At 76.4% G+C, this 17,675-nt stretch carries 4 protein-coding genes; all 4 read right to left on the bottom strand.

Going from position 1 to position 17,675, the window contains the following annotated elements; all coding sequences use genetic code 11:
* Window position 1 precedes the first annotated feature (1 nt).
* The 4 genes from ACFWFR_RS00280 to ACFWFR_RS00295 are packed head-to-tail and all read right to left on the bottom strand — an operon-like array spanning window position 2 to window position 17,611.
* Entirely contained in the window at window positions 2-4,201 is a 4,200-nt protein-coding gene (locus ACFWFR_RS00280; RefSeq protein ID WP_377620392.1) for an amino acid adenylation domain-containing protein, read from the bottom strand.
* Window positions 4,198-13,026 carry a condensation domain-containing protein gene (locus ACFWFR_RS00285; protein WP_377620394.1) on the bottom strand — a complete coding sequence of 2,943 codons (8,829 nt, stop codon included), beginning with the start codon at window positions 13,024-13,026 and terminating at the stop codon, window positions 4,198-4,200. Before ACFWFR_RS00285 ends, ACFWFR_RS00280 begins: the two co-directional genes overlap by 4 nt.
* Window positions 13,023-16,583 carry an amino acid adenylation domain-containing protein gene (locus tag ACFWFR_RS00290; protein ID WP_377620396.1) on the bottom strand — a complete coding sequence of 1,187 codons (3,561 nt, stop codon included), beginning with the start codon at window positions 16,581-16,583 and terminating at the stop codon, window positions 13,023-13,025. Before ACFWFR_RS00290 ends, ACFWFR_RS00285 begins: the two co-directional genes overlap by 4 nt.
* Window positions 16,583-17,611 carry an ABC transporter substrate-binding protein gene (locus ACFWFR_RS00295; protein WP_377620398.1) on the bottom strand — a complete coding sequence of 343 codons (1,029 nt, stop codon included), beginning with the start codon at window positions 17,609-17,611 and terminating at the stop codon, window positions 16,583-16,585. Before ACFWFR_RS00295 ends, ACFWFR_RS00290 begins: the two co-directional genes overlap by 1 nt.
* Window positions 17,612-17,675 lie beyond the last annotated feature (64 nt).

Raw genomic sequence — 17,675 nt, forward strand, 5'->3', positions numbered from 1 at the left:
GTCAGTGCCTCTCGTTCGTGCTGGGTCGGGTGGCCGCGGTGGCCTGGGACAGATGCCGTGCGAGGACCGGGCCGAGCTGCCCGATCGCCGCCGGGGAGACCATGTCGTGGTGCCCGGCGAGGACCGCGTGCTGGGTCACGGTGCCCGTGACGTGCGGGGCCCAGGCGTCGCGCTGGGTCGCGAGGTCGTGGCGGTCCGTCTCCTGGGCCGTGAAGAGCAGCAGGTCGCCGCGAAAGGGCGTGTAGCGCGCCTGGCCCATGAGGTCGCACGAGTACAGGTAGGTGTCGACGACCGCGGCGAGCCCGTCCTCGTCCAGGTCGCCCCAGGCGCCGGGCGCGTCGGCCAGGACGTCGAGGACGTCGTCGCGCGTGGGCTCGGCGAGGAGGTCAGGGTCGGCGCCGCCCGCGGCGAGGAGCGACCGGAGGGCGTCGACCTCCTCGGCGTGCGCGTCCGCCTCGCGCGACAGCCCCTCCTGGTTCTCCGGCCCGACGGCGGAGCGCGCCCCGGGCACGACGGCCTCGGCATCGAGCATCGTCAGGCTCACGACGACGTCGCCCGCCTCCTGCAGGCGGGTCGCCACCAGGTGCGCCAGATGGGCACCGAACGAGTACCCGAGCAGGTGGTACGGCCCGCGCGGCGCCACCTCGCGCACCGACCGGACCGTGTGCTCGGCGAGGTCGACGAGCGAGGAGGGGACGCCGTCGGGCCCCGTGAGGCGCGGCGACTGGAGCGCGAGCACCGCGGTCCCCACCGGGACGTGCGGGACGAGCGACGCGAACGACCACCCCAGCCCGCCCGCGGGCGCGAGGCACACGAGCGGCGGGGCGTCGCCCCCGGGAGAGGGGGCGCGCAGCGTGAGCGTGCCCGCGAACGGGTCGGTCTCGGGGGCGTCCCAGTGCGCGACGACCGCCTCGACGGTGGGGGCCGTGACGAGGACGCCGACGCTCAGCGGGCGCCCGAGGCGCGTGCGGACCATCGAGACCGCGCGCATCGCCAGCAGCGAGTGGCCGCCCGCGGCGTAGAAGTCCTCGTCGGCCGCGAAGCTCGCCACCCCCAGGACCTCGGCGAAGATCGCGCACAGCTCGCGCTCGAGGTCGGTCCGGGGCTCCCGTCCTCCCTCGCGCGTGAGGTCGGGGGCGGGCAGGCGCCGGACGTCGAGCTTGGCGTGCGGGGTCAGGGGCAGCTCGACGAGAGCCACGAGCGCCGAGGGCACCAGGTGGTCGGGGACCGTGCGGCGCATGGCCCGCAGGAGGTCGGCGAGCAGGTCGGGGTCCTCCTCGGTGCGGGGCGTGGCTCCGTCGACGTCCACGAGCACCACGTACCCCACGAGGACGTGCCCTCCCCCGGCTCCCCGGCGCGCGACGACCGCGCACTGCGCGACCCTCGGGTCGCGTGCGAGCACCGCCTGCGACTCCCCCGGCTCGACCCGGTAGCCACGGATCTTGACCTGCCCGTCGCTGCGGCCCAGGAAGTCGAGCTGCCCGTCGGGCCTGCGCCGCACCACGTCGCCCGTGCGGTACATGCGTGCGCCCGGCGCGCCGAACGGGTCGGCCACGAACCGCTCCGCGCTCAGCCCCGGCGCCCCGTGGTAGCCGCGGGCGAGCCCGGTCCCGCTCACGTACAGCTCGCCCGGCGTCCCGTCGGGCACGGGCGCGAGCCCCGAGTCCAGGACGTACACCGAGGTGTTGGCGATGGGACGGCCGACGGTCGGGCGCGTGCTCTCGTCCGTGCCGCCGCCGAGCGTGTTGATCGTGTACTCGGTGGGGCCGTACAGGTTGTAGCCGCGGGTACCGGGGGTCCGGGCGATCGCGTCCCAGACCTCCGCGCCCACGGCCTCGCCGCCCAGCAGGACGAGTCCGGGGCGGTGGCGGCCCTCGTCGAGGAGCCCCTCCGCGAGGAGCGCCGAGCACACCGAGGGGGTCACGTTGACGACGTCGATCCGCTCGGCCTCGCAGTAGGTCGCCATGGCGTGCGGGTCGCGGCGCACGGCCTCGTCCAGCAGGTGCACCTCGTGGCCGTCGACGAGCCACAGCAGCTCCTCCCACGACATGTCGAAAGCGAACGAGACCGTGTGGGCGACCCGCACGGGCTGGTCGCGGACGTCTGCCGGACGCGACGCGACGAGCGGGTCGAAGATCTCCGTGCGGTGGTTGCGCAGCATGTTGACGAGCCCGCCGTGCTCGATCGCGACCCCCTTGGGCGCGCCCGTCGAGCCCGAGGTGTACATGACGTACGCGAGGTTCTCGTGGCGGTAGGTGGGCCAGGGGTGGGCGGTGCTGGGCAGGTCGGGGCCGGCGCTGGGCCGGTCGGGGCCGGCGCTGGGCCGGTCGGGGCCGGTGGCCGGTGGCTCGGCGCCCACCGGCACCACGTCCCTGCCCGCGAGCACCGGCCCCACGAGCCCGCGGAACGCCTCGTCGAGCACCACGAGACCGGCACCGGCCGCCTCGACGATCGCGCACAGCCGGTCTGCCGGGTGCGCGGCGTCGAGCGGCACGTACGCCGCCCCGGCCCGCAGGGTCGCGAAGAGCGCGACCACGAAGTCGATCCCGCGCGGCACCGCGAGCGCCACGACGACCTCGGGCCCGGCACCGGCCGCGGCCAGGGCACGCGCGAGGGTGTCGATGCGCGACCCCAGCCCCGCGAACGTCACCGAGTCCGTGCCGTGGACCAGCGCGGTGCGCTGCGGGTGAGCGGCGACGGCCTCGTCCAGCAGGTCGAGCAACGAGTCCTCGCCCACGTCCTGCGCTGCGCGGACCCCGCGCGACAGGAGAAGGGGCGCGACGTCGTCGGGTACCGCGGCGACCCGAGCGACCGGTGCGTCCGGGTCGCCCACCGCGCGACGCAGGACCGCCTCGACCTGGTCGAGCAGGGCGCTCGCCCGGGCGGCGTCCACGACGTCGGCCCGGTGCGACAGGATTAGGCGGTACGGCTGCCCGGGGTGCACCACGAACGTCAGCGGGTAGTGCGTGGCGTCGCCGCCCTCGACGTCCTCGAGGCCCACCGCCGCGCTGAGGCGGTCGAGCTCGGCGTCGTCCTCGGGCGTGTTGCGCATGACGTAGAGCGTGTCGAACAGGGTCCCGACCCCCGCGCGGCGCTGGAGCTCGCCCAGGCTCACGTGGTGGTGGTCCATGAGCTCGGCCTGCTCCGACTGGAAGCGGCGCAGCAGGTCGCGGAACGGCTCGCCGGGCCGCGTCTCCAGCCGCACGGGCACGGTGTTGAGGAACAGCCCGACCATCTCCTCGACCCCCGCGAGCGCGGGCGGGCGACCCGAGACGGTGCTGCCGAACACGATGTCGTCGCTCCCCGTGACCGAGCGCAGCGCGAGCGCCCACGCGGCCGAGCAGAGCGTGCTGACCGAGACCGCGCACGTGCGTGCCAGTGCCAGGACCGCGAGCGAGAGGGTCGGGTCGAGGTCGCGCTCGACGACCTCGGGCATCGAGGCCCGACGGCGCGGGTCCGGCGGCGCGACGAGCGTCCCTTCCGCGAGGCCCGACAGCGAGACGTCCCACGCGCTCTCCGCCGCGTCGGCGTCCTGCGCCGCGACCCACGCGAGGTAGTCGCGGAACTGCGGTGCCGGCGAGAGGCTCAGGTCCTCGCCGCCCGCGGCGTAGTGCCGCAGGAGCTCGGTCACGAGCAGCGCGTCGGACCAGCCGTCGAGCAGGATGTGGTGGTTCGTGACGACCAGCGCGGCCCCCTGCTCGCCGAGCCGCACGAGCACGAACCGGATGAGCGGCGGGCGGTCCATGGTGAAGCGGCGCTGGCGCTCGTCGTACTGGAGCCGGTCGAGGGCGGAGGCGTAGTCGTCGGGCCGCGCGAGCACGAGGTCGGAGAGGTCCTGGACGCGCCACGGGACCGTGACAGCGGTCGGCACGAACTGCACCGGGCGGGCGAAGCGCTCGTGCGCGAAGCCCGCTCGCAGGACCGCGTGCCGCCGCAGGAGCGACGCGCACGCGCGCTCCATCGCGTGCTCGTCGACGCCGCCCGGGAACCGGTACGTCGACTGCATCGTGTAGACGTCGAGGCCCGTGTCCTCCGAGACCGCGTGGAAGAGCAGGCCCTCCTGGAGCGGGGCGAGGGGCAGGACCTCGGCGATGGTCGGGGCCGGGGTCTGGGATGCGGTGGCGGCCGGGGCCGTCGGGGCTCCGGCCGTGCCGGCGTCCGCCCCGGGCGCCGTGCCGGTGCGCTCGTCGGTCGTGGTCATGTCAGGTTCCTCATCAGGTCGTCGAGGTCTCCGAGCTCGCTCGCGGACATCGCGAGGAGCGGGGAGACGAGCGGGGAGCTGTCGGAAGGTGGCCGAGGGACGGCCCGGGGTGCTTCCGACGCCAGGTCCAGGGGGCGGGCGCGCAGCGCGAGCGACGCCGGGGTCGGTGCCGCGAAGACCGACCGCGGGTCGACGGTCCATCCCCGCGCACGCAGCGCCGTCGTGACCTTCATGGCCACGATCGAGTCACCGCCCAGGGCGAAGAAGTTGTCGTCGTCGGCCACGTCGTGCACGCCCAGGGCCTCGGCGAAGACCTCGCGGACGGCGAGGACCGGTGGGCTCACGAGCGGGCCGGCGTCCGGTCTCCGGGGCTCGCTCACGGGCGAGGCTCCCCCGAGCGCCGCCGTCGACCGTGCATCGCGCAGAGCCGGGTGGCGTTCCAGGAGCCCGTCGAGGACGTCCTCGACGGGCGTCGTCGGGGCGTCGGCCAGCAGGCCGAGGACCTCGACGACGGCCGCGAGCGCCGCGCCCGCCCGCTCGGCAGGCACCGAGGACAGGTGGTCGAGCTGCACGCTGAGCCCCTCGGACGCGTCGACCGTGAGCGCGAGCGGGTACTGCGTGCGGTCGTCGCCCTGGACGTCGGTGATCCGCAGCCCGGCCGCGGCTCCCGGTTGGGCGTCGGCGTCGCGCGGGTAGTTCTCGACCACGAGCAGCGTGTCGAACAGCTCCCCGACCCCGAGCGCCCGCTGCACGTCCGCGAGCGCCACGTGGTCGACGTCGCGCAGGCGCGCCTGCCGTTCGTGGACCTCGCGGACCAGGTGGGCGAGGGTCCAGGCGCGTGCGCCGTCGTCGGGTCCGTCACCCGCGAGCCCATCGCCCGCCTTGCCCCCGCTCGGGGGACCGCCGCCCGGTCCTGCGACCGGGACCCGCACGGGCACGGTGTTGACGAACATCCCGGGCACGTCGTGCGCGCCGTCGATCTCGGCGGGCCGTCCGGCGACGGTCGTCCCGGTGAGCACGTCCCGCTCGCCCGTGAGGGCCGCGAGCACGAGCCCCCAGGCGCAGGTCACGACGTCGGCCGTCGTGACCTGCGCGTCCCGCGCGGACCGGACGAGCCGGTCACCCAGGCCTTCCGGGGCCGCATGCAGCACGCTCGGCCGCTCGCCCGTGTCCTCGGGCTCGGCCACGCGCACGGGGCGCGCCCCCGCGAGGGTGTCGCGCCACACGTCGACCGCTCGGGCGTCACGCCGGGCGAGGCGCCGCGAGAGCTGCCAGGCCGTCCCGGGGGCCGGCGGCACCAGGCCGGTAACGAGGCCCGACGGCGTCGATCCCGCAGGTGCACCGACGCGCCGCACGTACGCCCCGAGCAGGAGGTCGACGAGGAACGGCACCGACCAGCCGTCGAGGAGCACGTGGTGGTTCGTCACGACGAGCCGGTGGCCGGCGCCCGCGTGGGTCCCGAGGTGGACGACGACGAGCCTCAGCAGCGGTGGCCGCGCCAGGTCGAAGGGGCGGTCGAGCTCGTCGGCCATGATCTCGTCGAGCGCGCGGCGCACCGCGTCGTGGTGCGCTGCGTCCGGGTTGCCGGCGTCAGGGTGCTCCGCGTCGTGGTGGCCGGCGTGCGAGGCGTGGGGCAGCGCGATCTCGGCGTGCGCCGCTGCCGGGTCCACTACCTCCGGGTGCGCCGCCTCGATGCGCGTGGCGCTGGCGTGCGCGGCGTCCGCTTCAGGGCCGGCTCCGTCCCGCGAGTTGCGGCCAACGGGGGTCAGAATCCCGTTCGGACCCCCGTTAGCCGCATCTCGCGCGGCAGGCGCGAGTGAAGCGACACCGTCGGGGCCCGTCCCCTCGGCCTCCCGACCGGAGTCTCCCCGCACGAGGCGAGCGACGCCGTCGGGCAGCGTGATCTCGCGCAGCGGGACCTCGGTGACGTCCGTGACGACGAGGCCCACGTCCTCCGGGCCGCGCGCCGCGACCGCGAGGCGCAGCTGCGGGTGGGCCGCGAGCACGTCCGCTGCGGCGGCGCGCAGCGCGACGACGTCGAGCGGCCCGTCGAGGCCCACGTCGACCGCGCTCGTGTACCGGTCGACCGGAGCCTCGAGCGCGTGCAGGATCATGCCACGCTGCACGGGCGTGAGCGGCCAGGGGGTACCCGTGGGGAGTGCGACGGCCGCCTCCTCGGTCGAGGCTTCCCGGACGAGAGCACGCAGGTGCCTCTCCCACGCGTCGACGAGCCGGTCGCCGAGAGCGACGGGTTCGCCCGTCGAGCGAGACGTCTCCGCCCCCCGAGGGACACCGAGGTCGACCGGCCCACCCATGGAGGGCGACAACCCGCCGTCGACCGCCGGGGCGAGTAGCCAGCGCGCCACGAGCTCGGGACCGTCCGGGCCGTCGACCACGTACGCGTTGAGCTCGACGGGATGCGACGACGGCAGGTCGGCGTGCAGGTCGAGCGCGGACTCGACGTGCGCGGCGTCGGCCGCGCTCCCCCAGTCCTCGGCGCTCTCGGTCTCGCGTCCCAGGTAGTTGACGAGGACCTGCGGCGGGCAGGCCGCCGCGGCCTCGCGCAGAGCCGCGGACGACCCCGGCGCCACGTGCCGGAGCAGCCCGTACGCGCGCCCGTCGCCCGGGACCGCCGCGGCCTGGCGGGCCGTTGCTCGCAGGTGGGCCGACGCCGCTGCCGCCCGCGAGGCGGTCAGCCGGACGGGCCAGGTCGTCGTGAACCACCCGACGGTCCGCGAGAGGTCGGGCCCCTCGCCGTCGAGGCGTCGTCCGTGGCCCTCGGTCTCGACCACGAGGTCCACGTCGGGCGCTCCACCGGCGGGGCCCCCGTCGCCACGGGCGACCTCGCCCGCCGCGAGCGACAGCGCCGCGAGCAGGACGTGGTCGGTGCGGTGCTCGGGCGCGAGCCCCAGCAGGAGCCGGGTGTCGTCCGCGCCGAGGCGCACGACGACCTCGCGCGCGGTGGCCACGGTGTCGAGCACCGGGTCGAGAGGTCGGGCGCTGAGCGCGACCGCCGGCCCGGCGTGCACGTCGAGCCACGCGGGCAGCTCGACCGCCCGATGGGCCGCCTCGTCGTGCAGGGCCGCCGCGGCGACGCGCAGGCTCGCCGACGCGGGAGGCAGGTCGCCGCCCGTCGCGAGCGTCCGCAGGTCGTCGACGAGGATGCGCCACGAGACCGCGTCGACCGCGACGTGGTGGGCCAAGAGCGCGAGCTCGCGCGCCTCCCCGTCCCACACCGCGCGCAGCACCCGGCCCGCCGCCGGGTCGATCTCGGCCGCCGCCGCGCGCAGCGCGTCGAGGAGCGCAGGCCCTCCCGTGCCGTCCGCGAGCCGCAGGACGTCGCCCAGCCCGCCCGACACCTCGGGCGAGGCCACGTCGAGTACCCGCGCGGCGCCGTCGTGCACCGCGAGACGCAGGGCCCCGTGCGCCGCCACGAGGCCCGCGAGCGCGGCGCGCAGCGTGTCCTCGGTGAGGTCGGCGGGCGTCCGCAGCACGCGCACCTGGACGAACCCGCGATGGTCGCCGCCGCTCTCCAGGAGCCAGGCGAGCGCGGGCGTGAGAGGAAGGTCGCCGGACTCGGCGAGCCCGTCCTGCGCACGGACGGCCGGAAGCGGCAGCGAGGGCGCGCTCTCGGTCGCGGCGGCCGCGATCCCGGCGGCCGTGCGGCCCGCGAAGACCGCCCCGACCGTCACGACCAGGCCCCGCCCGCGCAGCGCGCCGACGAGCTGCATCGCGCTGATGCTGTCCCCGCCCGCGGCGAAGAAGTCGGTCGCGGGGGTCACGTCGGTCCCGAGCACCCGGGACACCTCGGCGCGGACGCGCTCGGTGCGGTCGTCGGCTGCGTCCCCCGGCCCGACGACGCCGCTCGCGCGGGTGCTCGCGTCGCCCTGGTCGGGGGTGCGGTCGCCGGTGCGGTCGTGCTCGGTGCGGGCCTCGTGCCGGGGCGGCGCGTCGACCGATGTCGTGACCGGGGTCGGTCGCGGCACGCGCACCGACCCGACGAGGGCGTGCGACGTGGGGAGGCTCCCGCCACGGGTCAGGTGCTCGAGAGCAGCCGTGAGCGCGGTCGGGAGGACCGCGGCGACCTCCGGGGCGAGCGCGCCGGGCCGCTCCTCGATCTCGAGCGTGAGCCCGTCGCCGTCGGGCGCGGGGAAGACCGTGACGGTCACGGGGTAGTGCGTGGCGTCGTGACCACCCGTGGGGACGACGTCGACGACCCTCAAGCGACGGCCCGGCCCACCGAGGGCGAGCGCGTCGTCGGTGAAGGGGTCGTCGGCGTCCGGGTCCGTCCGCTCTCCGCGCGGGTAGCTCTCGACGACCACGAGGGTGTCGAACAACGGGTGGCCGGCGATCCGCACGATCGACGGGAGCCCCACGTGATGGGCGTCGAGCAGGCGCGCCTGACGCGCCTGGACGTCCTGGAGCAGCGAGTCCGCGGTCAGGTGAGCGCCCGCCGCGACCCGGACGGGCGACGAGCTCACGAACATCCCGATGATGCGGTCGGCACCCTCGAGGTCCGTCGGGCGCCCAGCGACGGTCGAACCGACCACGGCCTCGGCGCGCCCGGTCAGCGCGGCGACGACGAGGCCCCACGCGGTCTGGACGACCGTCGCGGGCGTGACCTCGGCACGGCGAGCAGCAGCGCGCAGGCCCTGCGCGTCGACCGCGACGGGCGTGACGACGCGTGCGTCCCCGTCGGCGGGCGGGTCCGTCACCGTCAGCGGCTCCGTCGCGGCCGACACCCCGGCCACCCCGGCCACCCCGGCCACCCCGGCCACCCCGAGCACCCCGGCCACCCCGAGCAGCGACGGCTCGTCGACCCCGTCGAGCTCTGCCCGCCACAGGTCCTCGACCTCGTCGCGTCCGGCCTCGGCGTCGCGCAGCCACACCAGGTAGTCCCGGAAGGACGGCTCGCCCGCCTCCGCGAGGACCTCACGACCGACGCCAGAACCGGCAGCACCGGCCCCGCCCGCGACCGACGCCCGCAGCTCGCCGGCGAGCAGCGGCACGGACCACCCGTCGGTCAGCAGGTGGTGCATCGCGAGGACCAGCACGTGCTCGTCCCCGCCCGTCCGCACGACCGCGGCCGACACGAGCGGTGCGAGCGACAGGTCGCCCAGGCGCGAGCGCTCGGCGAGGTCGACCTCGTCGAGCAGCGACGCGAGCCCGGCAGGGTCGAGCCCCCGCGCGTCGAGCTGGGCGACGGGCACCTCCACGGCGTCCGGCACGAAGAAGACGGGCGCGGGCAGGTCGAGCTGGAGCACGGCGCCGCGCAGGTTCGCGTGCCGGCGCACCAGTGCCTGCACGGCGCCCGCGACCAGCGCACCCCCGTCGTCGCCCGGCCCGGTCACCGTGAACCGGGTCGTCGTGCGGTAGGCGTCGACCGTGTCCCGGGCGGCCTCGGCGACCATGCCGAGCTGCGTCGGGGTCAGGGGCAGCACGTCGACGACACGCGTCGCACCCGGCACGCTCTCACGCACGTGCGCGTCGAACGCGGCAGCCTGCTCGACGGTCAGCGGCACGAGCACGTCGGCAGCACCGCCCGCCCCGGCAGAGCCCGAGCCCGCGCCCGAGGCGGCCGACGCACCCGCGGGCGCGACGGCGTCGGGCCGGACCCGCCGCGCCATCTCCCGGGGCGTGCGCGCCGCGAACAGGTCCGCGGGCGACAGGACGAGCCCGTCGCGGCGCAGCGCCGCGACGAGCTGGAGCGCGTCGATGCTGTCGCCGCCCGCGGCGAAGAAGCTCTCGTCGAGGCCCACGCCCTCCCCGCCCAGGACGCGCGCGGCGGCCGCGTGGACCTGTGCTTCGAGGGGGGTCGGCTCGGCGGCAGACCGCTCGGCGGGCGCCGTGCCGGGCAGACCCCCAGGCGTCCGGGAACCGTCCCAGTCGGGCTCGGGCAGAGCACGACGGTCGAGCTTGCCGTGGCGCGTGAGCGGCAGGGCGTCGAGCACGACGAACGCGGTCGGCACGAGGTGCCGCGCGAGGCGCTCGGCCGCAGCGGCGCGCAGCGCGTCCGGGTCGAGCTGCCCACCGCCCGTCACGTACGCGACGAGCCTGCTCCCCCAGCGCGGGTGCTCGGCGAGCACGACCGCGGCCTCGGCCACGCCGTCGAGCGCCACGAGGGCCTGCTCGACCTCACCCGGCTCGATGCGGAAACCGTGCAGCGAGATCTGGTCGTCGTTGCGCCCGAGCAGGCTCAGCGTCCCGTCCTCGGCGCGGCGCGCAAGGTCCCCCGTGCGGTACATGCGTTCCCCCGGGATCCCGTCGGGACGGGCGACGAACCGGCTCGCGGTCAGGCCCGCGCGCCCCAGGTACGCCTCGGCGAGCTGCGGCCCCGCGAGGTACAGCTCGCCCACGGTGCCGGCCGGGACCTCGCGCAGCGCGGCGTCGAGCACCCTGGCCTGCGTGCGCCCCACGGGCCGCCCGACGACGGGCTCTGCCGTGTCGGCGACGTCCGCGGCGAGGGCGTCGACGGTCGCCTCGGTCGGGCCGTACAGGTTGACGACGCGCGCACCCGTGGGGGCAGCGAGCGCCCGCATCTGCGTCCACAGCGCGGGCCCGAAAGCCTCACCGCCCGCGACGCAGATCCGCGGCAGGCGCGCCCAGTCGGCGCCCGCGAGCAGCGCGCCCCAGACGGTCGGCGTGAAGTCGAGGTAGTCGATCCCGTGCTCTGCCGCGTAGTCGCGCAGCGCGACCGGGTCGAGGAACACGTCCTCGTCGAGCAGGTGCAGCTCGTGCCCCGCGGCGAGCGCGAGGAACGCGTCGTAGTGCGCGTCGAACGAGAAGGCCGCGGTGTGGGCGACGCGCAGGCGCTCGCCCGGCGGGTAGAGCTCGGTGCGGTGCCGCTCGAGCAGGTGCGCGAGCGCGTCCTGCCCCACGGCCACTCCCTTGGGCTCACCCGTCGAGCCCGAGGTGAAGATGATGCTCCCGACGCACGCACGCAGGGTCGCGGCGTCGGGGGCGGGCGGCAGCTCGTGCCCGACGGCGGAGCTCTCCCCGGGCGCGTCCGTCACCTCACGGGTGGACGCGGGGTCCGACGCCGTGGCGAGGGGGCGGGGGCCGGCCTCGTCCCACAGGAGCCGCGCCCCGCTGAGCCGCAGCACGTGCGCGCGGCGCTCGGGCGCGCCGTGCGGCAGGGGCGTGACGGCCAGCCCGCGGCGCAGGGCCGCGAGGATCACGTGGACGATGCGCTCGTCGCGTGGCAGGTCGATCGCGAGCGCGTCGCCCGGGCGTGCCCCGCAGGCCGTGAGGCGACGCTCGGCCCGCGTGATCGCGAGGTCGAGCTCGGCGAACGTCCACCGCTGGTCGCCCACGACGAGCGCGCCGGCGTGCGGGTGGCGTGCGATCGAGCCGGCCAGGACCTCGGTCACGAGCGCGGGGTGGGGGGTGGCGCCCGTGACCGTGTCCGCCGACGTGACAGGGGCGGCGCCCGTGACCGTGTCCGCCGAGGTGGCGGGTGCCGCGCTGCCCGGACGTCCGACGAGGTCGAGGCTCGCGACCCGAGCCGTGGGGGTCGTGGCGACGGCCAGGAGGATGCGCTCGAACGTTGCCAGGAGGTCCGTGGCACCGGTCCGCGTGACGGCCGACGCCTGGGCGTCGAGCACGAGGTCCCAGGTCTCGGGGCCCGCGTCGACCGCGAGCGCGAGCGGGAAGTGCGTGCCGTCGCCCGTCGAGAGGAGCCGCAGGTGCAGCGGGTCGAGGCCGACGACGGTCGGGGCGACCACCCCCGCGCTCGCCGCCTGCTCGAACGACACGAGCGTCGTCGCGACGGGGGTCTCGGTGCCCGCCGCGGCCTGGATGCCGCGCAGCCCGACGTGCTGGTGCTCCCAGGACGCGTTCCAGCGGCGGGCGTGGTCGGCCACGACGGCGCCGAGGGTGCTCGCGGCGTGGGCGTCGACGCGCGCGACCACGGACTCGGTGAGCATCCCGACGATCTCGTCGGCGTGCTCGACCTCGGGGCTGCGCAGCGCGACCGGGACCGCGAAGGTCGCGTGGGTCGTCCCGGCGTGGGCCGCGACCGTCAGGCCCCAGGCCGCGCGGACGAGCGTGGCCGACGTGACGCCCTGCGCCCGGGCACCGGCGCGGACCGCCTCGACGGCTGCCCCGTCGAGAGGCCGGTGGGTCGTGAGCGCGTCCTCGGGGACGTCGCCCGCCGACCACGTCGCGGCCTCGGGCCACCGCGAGAGCTCGACGTCGGCGAGCGACTCGCGCCAGTGGGCGCGCGCGGCGTCGGGGTCCTGGTCCCCGAGCCACACGAGGTGGTCGACGAACCGGCCCCGGGCGGGCGGGATCTCGTCGCCCTCGGCGGACAGCTCGGCCCCGTAGAGCCGCGCGACCTCGCGCACGAGCAGCGGCATCGACCAGCCGTCGAGCACCAGGTGGTGACTCGTGACGACCAGCACGTGGTGCTCCGCGGCGAGCACCACGACCCCGAACCGCACGAGCGGCGGGTCGGCCGGGTCGAACGGGAGCGAGCGCTCGGCCTCGGCGGCGCCGCGGGTCGCGTCCGGCCCAGCAGCCCCGCAGCCGTCCCCCGGTGCCGCAGCGTCGTACCAGACGACCTCGGCCGTGGCCCGGCTGGGGACGAACTGGACGGGGTCGAGGTCGTCGTCGACCGCGAACCCCGCGCGCAGGTTCGGGTGGGCCACGAGGAGCGCGTCGAGGCTCCGTTCGAGGGCGGGCCCGTCGAGCGGGCCGCGGAGCTCGACCAGGGTCTGGCCGACGTACGGGTCCTGCCCGTCGGCCGCGAGCCCGGCGTGCGCGGTCAGCGCGCGCTGCAGGGGTGTGAGCGGCCAGACGGCCTCGATGCTCTCGGTCGAGCTCATGGTCGTGCCTTCCGTGTGCGTCGGCGGTCGCCGAGGAGGGCGCCCAGGCGATCGAGGTCGCCGGGCGCGAGGTCGAGGAGCGGCGCTGCCGCGTCCTGGGTGGGGCGGGCAGAGCCGGACGACGCGGGCTCCGCCTGCTCGGAGGTCTGCGGGTCGCCGGACCCGGCGGGGCCGTTCGGGGTGGATCCGTCCCGGGTGGCCGCGGCGAGGGGGCGCAGCCGCGCGGCGACCCCGGCGACCGTGCGCTGCTCGAACACGTCCTGCACGCTCGAGCGCCACCCCTTCTCGCGGAGCCGCGCCACGACGTGGATCGCGCGGATGCTGTCGCCACCGAGGGCGAAGAAGTCGGCGTCGGGCGCGACGCGGGCGCCGTCGAGCGCCGAGGCGAACGCGAGCGTCACGTCGGCCACCGTCGGCGGGAGGTCCGGTCGCCCTGAGCCGGTGAGCGGGTCTCCCTCGGCGGGCGAGCCCGTCACCGTCGGGGCGGGTCCCGCCGCCGGCTCCGGGAGCGCCCCGACGTCGAGCTTGCCGTTGCTCGTGAGCGGCAGCGCGTCGAGCACCACGACCGCCGCGGGCACCAGGTGCTCGGGCAGGACGTCGGCGAGCGCCGCGCGCAGCCGGTCGCCGGTCAGTCCAGGAGCCACCACGTACGCCACGAGCCGCGCGCCCAGGGCCGACCTCCGCGCCTGGACCGTCGCGTGCACGACGCCGGGCAGCACGAGCAGCGCGGCCTCGGTCTCGCCGGGCTCGACGCGGAACCCGCGGATCTTGACCTGGTGGTCGCGTCGGCCGACGTAGTGCAGCAGTCCGTCGACGTCGCGGCGCGCGAGGTCTCCCGTGCGGTACATGCGCTCGCCCGGCTCCCCGAACGGCGACGCGACGAAGCGTTCGGCCGTGAGGTCGGGACGGCGCAGGTAGCCGCGCGCGAGCTGGGGTCCGGCGAGATACAGCTCGCCGACCACGCCGTCGGGCACGGGGCGCAGGTGCTGGTCGAGCACCAGGGCCGTGGTCGCGCTGAGCGGCCGCCCGATCACGGGTTGGTCGGCGTCGTCTCCGCTCGCCCCCACGGCGTCGACGGTGTACTCGGTGGGGCCGTACAGGTTGAGGACGCGCAGACCGGGCTGCGCGCGCAGCGTGGTCCACAGCGCGGGCGGGCACGCCTCGCCGCCCACGGACACGGTCCGCAGGGTGTGGTCGCGCGCGAGCAGCCCGGCCTCGACCACGGCCGACATCACGGTCGGGGTCAGGTCGATCCGGTGGATGCCACGCGACACCACGAGGTCGACCAGGCTGTCGGGGTCGCGGTACTGCTCGACGTCGAGCAGGTGCAGCTCGTGCCCCAGCAGCAGGGTGAGCAGCGTGTCCCACGAGCCGTCGAACACCAGCGGCATGGTCTGCGCGACCCGCTGCACCTCGTCCTCGACGCGGGGCACGACGTGCTCCTGGTGGTGCGCGAGGAGCTGCGCGAGCGCGCCGTGGCTGATCCCGACCGCCTTGGGCTCGCCCGTGGAGCCGGACGTGTGCAGGACGTACGCGAGCGCGTCGCGGGGCACGTCGCGCGCTCGCCGCAGCGGCACGGCCCCGTGGGAGGCGGCGTCGCCGCGCGGCCCGACGACGTCGCGCCCCGCCCACAGGTCGTCGCGCCCCGTGCGGGGGCCCTGGCCAGCAGGAGCACCGGCGCCCCCAGCGGCATCGGCGACATCCGCGACCACGAGCCGCGCCTCGTGCCGGTCCGCGAGCGCGAGACGCCGCGCGGGCGGGGTCCGGTCGTCGAGCAGGAGCGCGGCGGCCCCGCAGCGGTGCAGTGCCAGGAGCGCCACGACGTAGTCGGTGCCGCGCGGCAGGTCGATCGCGACGAGCGTCTCGGGGCCCGCACCGGCCGCGACGAGCCGCCCGGCCAGGTGCGCGACGGCCTCGTCGAGCGCGCGGAACGTCGAGGTCTCGCGCGCGACGAGGGCCACGGCGTCACCGCGCCGGGCCACGGCCCGGTCGAACAGGTCTCCGGCGAGCAACGGCAGGGCGCACCCCGACAGTGCGTCGCCAGGCGATGCGGGTCCCCTCGAACCGGCCACGATCTCGCGCTCGGACGCGGGAGACGCGAGCCCCAGGCTCCCCACGCGTGCGCCGGGCGCGGCCTGCCCCACGGCCTCGAGGAGGTGGGCCAGCTCGCGCAGGCGAGCGGCGACGTCGGGCGGCGTGAAGAGCCGCGCGGGCGCCGTACCCGTGAGGCGCAGCTCGTCGCCGTCCGGGCCGGGGACGCGCACGACCGAGACCGCGAGGTCGTCGACCGGCCCCTCGGCCACGGTGCTCAGCCGACCGGTCGCGGCGCCGAAGCGCAGGTCGTGGTCGAACAGCTTGACGTTGAGCTCGGCCGCGGTCACGGCCGCGCCCACCTCGCGGGCGATCTGCTCGGCGGGGTAGCGCCCGTGGCGGCGCAGCTCGCCCACGCGCTCGCGCAGCTGCGCCACGAGCGCGTCGATCCGCTGCCCGGGGGCCACGTCGACCACGACGGGCAGGACGTTGACGCGCAGGGTCGGCACGATCGCCGCGACCGAACCCATGCGGTTCATCGCGGGCATGCCCACGGCCACGTGGCGACGCCCCGACACGAGGGCCAGATGCGCGGCGAACGCGGCTGCGACGACGTCGGGCCAGCCGGCACCGGAGCGCGCGGCAACGTCCTCGAGCGGCCCGACGGCGCAGCCCGCCTCGTGCGCGACGCGCACCACGGCGTCGATCTCCTCGGGGCCACCTGCCACGGGTCCGTCGCTGAAGCCGCCCGGGCCCGCGCCCTCCAGGACGTCGAGCTGCGACGACCAGTGCGCGCGGTCGCGCTCGCGCTCGGGCGAGGCCGCGTAGCGCTCCTCCTCGGCCACGACGTCCGCGACCCGGCCGAACGGGCTCGAGCCCACGGCACGCCCCGAGGTCAGCGCGGTGCAGACCTCGGCGACGCGGCGCAGGACCAGCGTGATCCCGTAGGCGTCGAGGATCGCGTGGTGCACCACGACCGACCACCACACCGTGCGGGCGTCGATCCGGACGATCGTCTGGCGGGCCAGGCCGGGCACGTCGAGGGCGAAGGGGCGCGCCCGGTCGGCCTCGACGAACGCCTCGGCCCGCTCGCGCGCGTCGGGCTCCCCCGACAGGTCGAGGACCCGCACCCCGCCGGACGCCACGCCCGCGAGGGCGCCCACCCGACCGGGAGCAGGACCGCCGGCCGGGTGCACGACCTGAGCGACGCCGTCGGACACCTCGAAAGAGGTGCGCAGCGCCTCCGTCTCCCCGACCACGATCTCCACGGCGAGCGCGAGCACCGCGGTGTCGAGGTCGCCCGAGATCTCGACGACCTCGCCCACCGCGTACGCCGAGGTGCCGGGGCGCACGAGCTGTGCGCCGACGACGCCGAGCTGCGCGGTCGTCAGAGGGAACCCTGCGGGCTCACGGGTCCTGGCGGACGCGTCGCGAGAGCCTCCCGCGGGCACGCCCGAGCGCGCCGACGGGGCTCCGGGTGCGGGTCCCGGGCCGGCCAGAAGGTCGGGGGCGGAGGACGTCGTCATCAGGCCTGGAGGTCCTCGAGCACGACCTCGAGCTGGTCGAGGACGTCGAGCGCCAGGCTGTAGCGGTCCGCGAAGAAGTAGCGGATACCGTACGCGTGGCCCGCGGTCACGGCCGGGAGCGACTGGTAGGTCGCGGCGGCCTCGAGCTCCTCGGCACCGGGGCCGGGCGCGCCGTCGACCGTCTGCTCGTGGAGCACCACGGTCGCGTCCGCGACCTGGCCGAGCTGCTCGTAGGACAGGAAGGCCCCGTTCTCGGTGGTCTCCTCGGCCACGACAGCGGGGAGCGGGGCGCCGATGTCGGTGAGGATGCCGCCGAGCCACGAGATCTGGGAGTAGACCGTGACCTCCTCGAACGAGTCGAGGCCCGCGAACGTGTTGGCCGCGATCACGTCGCCGTACGTCTCCTTGATCTCCGCGACGCGCGCCTCGTACGCGGCCTTGGTCGCCTCGGCCTCCTCGCCCGCACCCAGGGCGGTCGCGATCTCGACCGACGCGTCCTTGACCGTGGCGGAGCCCGTGGCCCGGATCAGGACGGTCGGGGCGATCTGCGAGAGCTTGTCGAAGTCGGCCTTCTTCTCGGCGCTGAGCTCCTCCTCCTTGCCGCCGCGCACGAACCCGACGATCAGGTCGGGCTTCAGCGACGCGATCTTCTCGTAGTCCCAGCCGTCCGCACCCATGACGATCGGGAGGTCGGCGACCTGCTCGTGCTCGGCGGGCAGGAACGAGTCGGCCCAGTCGCCGTCCGCGGTCGCGACGGGCACGATCCCGGCCTCCAGGAGCGGCCCCGTGCCCCCTTCGAGCGCCACGACGCTCTGCGGGTCGGTGGGGATCGTGACGGGACCGAACGCGGTCTCGACCGTGCGCGTGCCGGCCTCGGCCGAGGAGCCCGCGGGCTCACCGGCCTCCGACGTGCCGCCCGCGCACCCGCCCACGGCGAGGACCGCGGCGAGGGCGGGGACGAGCAGCCAGGCGGTGGCGCGGGTGGTCCGGGCGCCTCGGGCGGCGGTGAGGGATCGGGAGCTGGACATGCGGGGTTCTCCTTGAGGTGGGTTGCTGGTGAAGCGGTGGGCCGAGCCCGCACGTGACGCGGGC

The sequence above is a fragment of the Oerskovia sp. NPDC060287 genome (assembly GCF_042726775.1).
GTDB lineage: Bacteria > Actinomycetota > Actinomycetes > Actinomycetales > Cellulomonadaceae > Oerskovia > Oerskovia merdavium.

Coding starts and splice junctions, on each gene's coding strand:
- ACFWFR_RS00280 (WP_377620392.1), bottom strand. CDS start 4,201: ATGACCACGACCGACGAGCGCACCGGCACGGCGCCCGGGGCGGACGCC.
- ACFWFR_RS00285 (WP_377620394.1), bottom strand. CDS start 13,026: ATGAGCTCGACCGAGAGCATCGAGGCCGTCTGGCCGCTCACACCCCTG.
- ACFWFR_RS00290 (WP_377620396.1), bottom strand. CDS start 16,583: ATGACGACGTCCTCCGCCCCCGACCTTCTGGCCGGCCCGGGACCCGCA.
- ACFWFR_RS00295 (WP_377620398.1), bottom strand. CDS start 17,611: ATGTCCAGCTCCCGATCCCTCACCGCCGCCCGAGGCGCCCGGACCACC.